The following is a 5734-nucleotide window of genomic DNA, read 5'->3' on the forward strand; positions in this document are numbered from 1 at the left end:
TGGGGGGGTCGCGGGTTTGGCCGCTGTTTACGCCGGGCGCGCGGAGGCTTCGCGGGTGGGCACGGGGGGGGGGGCCGGGGGGCGCCCCCGGGCGTCGGTATCGCCCGCCCGTGAACGGCTCGATAGCTGGCTCGCCAGTTTCTGCGAGCAATGGCGCCTGCGTCATCCGCATGTGAAGTTCGTCCGGCTCGGCACGGCGCCCGGCGAGGTCTGGCTCGACGAGACCGCGGCCGTCGGCCAGATCTTGACGATCCTGCTCGACAACGCGGCGCGCGCCAGTTGCGACCGCGTGACGCTGGCCGCCGCGGTGGCGGACGGGTTCATCGAATTTGAAGTGTGCGATTCAGGGCCCGGCATTTCACCGGCGCTGCGCACGAAGCTGGGCAGCGCGCCCGTCGACAGCACGCAGGGCGGCCATGGCGTTGGCCTTTATCTCGCGTTCGCGGCGGCCTCGCGACTGAACGGATCGATCGAATTGTTCGACGGCGAGCCGCGCGGGACGCGCGTGGTGCTGCGCGTGCCGGCGGCAAAGGACGACGGACAGCCGCGGCGCGGCGAGTCCACCTTATCGAATACCAAGGAGAATGAACTATGAGCGGCAATCAATTTCTCGTCATCGACGACGACGAGGTTTTTGCGGGCATTTTGGCGCGCGGGCTCACGCGTCGCGGCTTTACCACGCATCAAGCGCACAACGCCGAAGAGGCGATCAGCCTGGCCAATCAGCATCAATTCGATTTCATTACCGTCGATTTGCATCTGGGCAGCGATTCGGGTTTGAACCTCGTTGCGCCGCTGCGCGATCTGCAGCCCGATGCGCGGATGCTCGTGCTGACCGGGTACGCGAGCATCGCGACGGCCGTCCAAGCGGTGAAGGATGGTGCCGATAACTATCTGGCCAAGCCGGCGAACGTCGAATCGATTCTCGCGGCGCTGCAGACCGAGGCGAGCGTGACGCAAGCGGAGGCCGCGATCGAGCATCCGACGCTGCTGTCGGTGGCGCGGCTCGAATGGGAGCACATTCAGCGGGCACTGGCCGAGAACGGCGGCAATATTTCGGCCACGGCGCGGGCGTTGAACATGCATCGGCGGACGTTGCAGCGCAAGTTGGCGAAGCGGCCGGTGAAGCAGTAGACGCCGGTGTCGGCGGATGCGCTTCGGCCGCAAGCGTGCCGCCGAAGCGCATGACCTAAGCGCGTTTATTGCGGGGGCGGTGCCACTGCGGTGCCCGGGGCGGCGGCCGCGGTTGGACGGCGGCCGGCGAAGCATTTAAACGCGACGTTTCCGCGGCGCGTTACCGGGTGACGGGGACAGCGGCCTGCGCCGATTGTTCAGCCTCGGCGAGCGGCCCGTCCTGTTGCTGTTGCGGCTCGTTTCGATCCCACACCGACTGCGTGTTTTCTCCGATGACCTGCCGCAAGACCCCTTGGCTTTCAACCCGCAAGGCCGGCCAATCCGGCACCGAACCCACATTTCGAGGCGCGTTGGCTTCGGTCGTTGCACCCGCGCCGATGGGGGCAGCGCCGTTGGGATTGCCCGTCTTCACGAATTGCTCCGTATAGCGCGAAAAGATACGTGCCACGTCGTAATCGGCGGCGGTCCAAGCGTAGCGCCGCTGATTATCGAGATTGCCGAGCGAATAGGAGACCTGCGCGTCCTGCGCGGCACCGAGCACCGGCGGCTCAACCGTCTTGTTGGGCGTAACGGTCGCTGTAGCGGTGTCGGCCTCACGCGGGAGCCCCTGCGTATAGCGGTAGTAAAAGAGAGCCGCTTGCCCCGTCTGCCGATGCAGGTCCATCCATCGCCATGTGCTCTGCTTGACACTTTCGACGCCGGGATAGTGTGCGAGCCGCTCATCTACCTGATCCCGGAACTTCGCGAGCCTTTCGCGCAACGTCACCATCCCGTGATGCTTCGCGGGCTCGGCCGAAGGCGGGTCCTGCTCATTCGATCCCAACAACAGCGGCACCTGAGCTTGCCCGCCTCGGGCGAATACCTGCTCGGGCGATTCAGTCAGAAAGTAGCCGTCCACGCTCGGCCGAAACAGCATCGGTTGTTCGGAACGCAGCGGCTGAGCCGTCGCCGCCAGCAGCGCTTTTGCCGGCAGCGAGCGCAATTGCTGAAGCGTAGCCGCGCCGACGCGCCCCGAGAACTCGGCCGCCGAACGCTCGGCCTCCTCGCGTGTCCATAGGGCGTTGGGTGCGAACGCCGCGCCGCTTTGCCCGATCGCGCGTGCAAACAGCCCGCGCGAGAGCGGCGAACTCATGTGAGTGCTCACCGATACCGAGCCGGCCGAACTGCCGGCGATCGTGACTTGCGCCGGATCGCCGCCGAATTGGGCGATGTTATCGCGCACCCAACGCAGCGCCGCGACCTGATCGAGCAGCCCGTAATTGCCGGCCGTGCCGTGCGACGATTCGCCGGCCGCGCCCGCCGGCGCGAGGAAGCCGAACACGCCGAGCCGATAGTTGACGGTGACCGCGACAATTCCGCGCGAGGCCAGATTCGCGCCGTCGTAACGAGGCTCGGAGCCATCGCCAGACACAAACCCGCCCCCGTGGAAGAAGACGAGCACCGGCAGCTTGCTTTCCGCGCCGCTCGCAGGCGTCCACACATTGAGATAGAGGCAATCCTCGCTCATCGTGGCCGAGCGGAAGTCCGGCTTGCCCGCCGCGTTCGGTTGCATGCAGCGGGGCGCGAACTGTTTCGCGTTGCGCACGCCGGCCCAGCGCGGGACGCTTTGGGGTTCGCGGAAGCGGAAATCCTCCACGGGCGGCGCCGCATAGGGGATGCCGCGGAACACGCGCACGTCTCTATGTTGGCCACGCATCTTGAGGCCCTCGACGATACCGTCCGCCAGCTGTGCTTGAGGGGCCAGCGGCGCCAGGGCGGCCTGCGCGGGGTTGGCGGCCAGGTAAAAAAGCGATGCGGCGGCCGCAACGGCCGCCGCAAGACGATACTGGCCTGCGCGATGAAATGAAACGCTCACGGTTTTGCCTCCTTTCCGATTGAACTGCGGATTGACTCCCACCGTTGGGTGGGAGAGACGATCATTGACGCGAAATGCATCTCAGATCGCTCCGTGCGTTTAAATCGGACGGATGCCGAAACCGCGCCTCATGCGCGCGGCGCGACAATCACAACACGTAGCGCGACAAATCCTCGCTTTGGGCCACTTCGCCGAGCGCGCGGTCAACGTAGGCCGCATCGATCGTCACTTTCTGACCGGTATGATTGCCGGCCGCGAACGACACTTCCTCGAGTAGTTTTTCGATAACGGTATAGAGCCGGCGCGCGCCGATATTTTCGGTACGCTCGTTGACCGAAAAAGCGATCTCGGCCATGCGCTTGATGCCGTCCCGGGCAAACTCGAGTTCGACCTCCTCGGTGGCGAGCAGCGCCTGATACTGTTTGACGAGGCTTGCATCGGTCGCGATCAGGATCGACTCGAAATCCTCCACCGACAGCGAATCGAGTTCGACGCGAATCGGGAAACGCCCTTGCAGCTCGGGGATCAGATCGCTCGGCTTCGACAAGTGAAACGCGCCGCTCGCGATGAAGAGGATATGGTCGGTCTTCACCATGCCGTAGCGGGTGTTGATCGTCGTGCCTTCCACGAGCGGCAGCAGATCGCGCTGCACGCCCTGGCGCGAGACTTCCGCGCCGCCCGCTTCGCTGCGCGAGGCGATCTTGTCGATCTCGTCAAGGAACACGATGCCGTTCTGCTCGACGTTCTGCACGGCCTTGGCCTTCACTTCTTCGTCGTTGAGCATTTTCGACGCTTCCTCGTCGATCAAAAGCTTCAGCGCTTCCTTGACCTTGACCTTGCGCCGCGTCTTCTTGCCGCCGCCGAGATTCGCGAACATCGAGCGGATCTGTTCGGTCATGTCCTCCATCCCGGGCGGGCCCATGATGTCCATGCCGGCTTGCGGCAGTTCGACGTCGAGTTCGATCTCCTTATCGTCGAGCTGGCCTTCGCGCAGGCGCTTGCGGAACGTCTGGCGCGTGGCGTTGCCGTCGTCGGCGCTCTCGCTCGCAGCGCCGAAGCCGACGGGGCGGGCGCTCGGGAGCAGGATGTCGAGAATGCGATCTTCCGCCTGATCCTGTGCCTTGGTGCGGACCTTGCGCATCTCCGTTTCGCGCGTTTGCTTCAGGGCGATTTCGATCAGATCGCGCACGATGCTGTCGACATCGCGACCGACGTAGCCCACTTCGGTGAACTTCGTCGCTTCGATCTTGATGAACGGCGCATCGGCGAGTTTTGCGAGCCGCCGTGCGATCTCGGTCTTGCCGACACCCGTCGGCCCGATCATGAGAATGTTCTTCGGCGTGATTTCCTGGCGCAGCGGCTCGGCCACCTGCTGCCGGCGCCAGCGATTGCGCAGCGCGACGGCCACCGCTTTCTTGGCCTTGTTCTGGCCGATGATGTGTTTATCGAGTTCCGAGACGATCTCGGCAGGGGTCATGGTGCTCATCGGTTCCTCACTCTCGCTCACTTGCGTGCTGGTGCTTACTCGCTTACTCGATTGTCTCGATGACGCGGTTATGGTTCGTGTAGATGCACATGTCGCCCGCGATTTCGAGCGATTTTTCGACGATCTCGCGCGGCGACAGCGTCGTGTTCTCGGCCAGCGCACGCGCGGCGGCTTGCGCGTAGGCGCCGCCCGAGCCGATGGCGCAGAGGCCGCCTTCGGGATCAAGCACATCGCCGTTGCCGGTGATGACGAGCGTCGTTTGGGCGTCGGCCGCGATCAGCATCGCCTCGAGCCGGCGCAGCATGCGATCGGTGCGCCAATCCTTGGCGAGTTCCACGGCGGCGCGCGTCAGGTTGCCCTGGTGCTTCTCGAGCTTCGCCTCGAAGCGGTCGAGCAGCGAAAAGGCGTCGGCCGTGCCGCCGGCAAAACCCACGAGGACTTTGCCGTTGTAGATGCGCCGCACTTTCTTTGCGCCGCCTTTCATGACGATGTTGCCGAGCGTCACTTGGCCGTCGCCGCCAAGCGCAACCTTATCGCCGTTGCGCACGGAGACGATCGTCGTACCGTGAAATTGCTCCATGGTGCATTCCTCGAGAATACGGAAGGGGTTCGGCGGCGCGGTGCCGCGCGAGCTGAGAACGGGGCGGCATCGAGAACGCGTGATGCGCGTGCTCGTTCCTGCGCGTACATTCAGCCCATTTTAGGGCGTGCGCGGCGTTATCAAGAGGGGAAGGGGAAGGGGCACAAAAACAAAAAGCGCGCGGGATTCCGCGCGCCTCGTCTGGAAGCAGCGTGTAGGTGCGCGGCAACCCGGGCCGCGCCGCCGGTGCGTCAATCGCCGAAGAGCTTCTGGCGCAACTCGCGGCGCTCTTGCGCCTCGAGCGAAAGCGTCGCCGTGGGCCGCGCGAGCAGACGCGGGATGCCGATCGGCTCCCCCGTTTCCTCGCACCAGCCGTAATCGCCCGCGTCGATCCTTGCGAGCGATTGCTGCACTTTCTTCAGCAGCTTGCGTTCGCGATCGCGCGTGCGCAGCTCGAGCGCATGCTCTTCCTCGATCGTCGCGCGATCCGCCGGATCGGGCACGATCACCGTTTCGCGCAGATTTTCAGTCGTCTGCCCGGCGTTGCGGAGAATTTCCGCCTGAAGCTGTTCGAGCCTGTTCTTGAAGAAGGCGAGCTGATCCTCATTCATGTAATCCTTGTCGCCCATCTTCAGGATTTCGGCTTCGGTCAAGAGTCGTTTCGTCGTCATCTGCGTGC

The 5734-nt window shown here is 64.5% G+C and carries 6 protein-coding genes; 2 read left to right on the forward strand and 4 right to left on the reverse strand.

The window, feature by feature from the left end; all coding sequences use genetic code 11:
- Both ACTHL0_RS20900 and ACTHL0_RS20905 read left to right on the forward strand, forming a co-directional pair.
- On the forward strand, positions 1 to 595 hold a 595-nt coding region (locus ACTHL0_RS20900), incomplete at its 5' end, for a sensor histidine kinase (RefSeq protein ID WP_440568804.1).
- Positions 592 to 1134, forward strand: coding sequence for a response regulator transcription factor (locus ACTHL0_RS20905; RefSeq protein WP_440568805.1), 543 nt, complete (start codon positions 592 to 594; stop codon positions 1132 to 1134). The genes ACTHL0_RS20900 and ACTHL0_RS20905, both read left to right, overlap by 4 nt.
- Before the next feature lie 160 nt (positions 1135 to 1294).
- Here the strand turns inward: ACTHL0_RS20905 and ACTHL0_RS20910 are convergent, their stop codons facing one another.
- From ACTHL0_RS20910 to dksA, 4 genes are all read right to left on the reverse strand, one after another.
- Positions 1295 to 2989, reverse strand: coding sequence for a carboxylesterase/lipase family protein (locus ACTHL0_RS20910; RefSeq protein WP_440568806.1), 1695 nt, complete (start codon positions 2987 to 2989; stop codon positions 1295 to 1297).
- Between the two features lie 148 nt (positions 2990 to 3137).
- The gene (gene hslU, locus ACTHL0_RS20915; RefSeq protein WP_440568807.1) at positions 3138 to 4475 is read right to left on the reverse strand and encodes an ATP-dependent protease ATPase subunit HslU; all 1338 of its coding nucleotides are present in this window, start codon (positions 4473 to 4475) and stop codon (positions 3138 to 3140) included.
- A gap of 43 nt (positions 4476 to 4518) precedes the next feature.
- Entirely contained in the window at positions 4519 to 5055 is a 537-nt protein-coding gene (hslV, locus tag ACTHL0_RS20920; protein WP_440568808.1) for an ATP-dependent protease subunit HslV, read from the reverse strand.
- A gap of 251 nt (positions 5056 to 5306) precedes the next feature.
- Positions 5307 to 5726: an RNA polymerase-binding protein DksA gene (gene dksA / locus ACTHL0_RS20925; protein WP_440568809.1), complete on the reverse strand. Its 420-nt coding sequence runs from the start codon at positions 5724 to 5726 to the stop codon at positions 5307 to 5309.
- Positions 5727 to 5734: the final 8 nt, after the last annotated feature.

The organism is Trinickia sp., from assembly GCF_051961175.1.
GTDB lineage: Bacteria > Pseudomonadota > Gammaproteobacteria > Burkholderiales > Burkholderiaceae > Trinickia.

Coding starts and splice junctions, on each gene's coding strand:
- ACTHL0_RS20905 (WP_440568805.1), top strand. CDS start 592: ATGAGCGGCAATCAATTTCTCGTCATCGACGACGACGAGGTTTTTGCG.
- hslU (WP_440568807.1), bottom strand. CDS start 4,475: ATGAGCACCATGACCCCTGCCGAGATCGTCTCGGAACTCGATAAACAC.
- hslV (WP_440568808.1), bottom strand. CDS start 5,055: ATGGAGCAATTTCACGGTACGACGATCGTCTCCGTGCGCAACGGCGAT.
- dksA (WP_440568809.1), bottom strand. CDS start 5,726: ATGACGACGAAACGACTCTTGACCGAAGCCGAAATCCTGAAGATGGGC.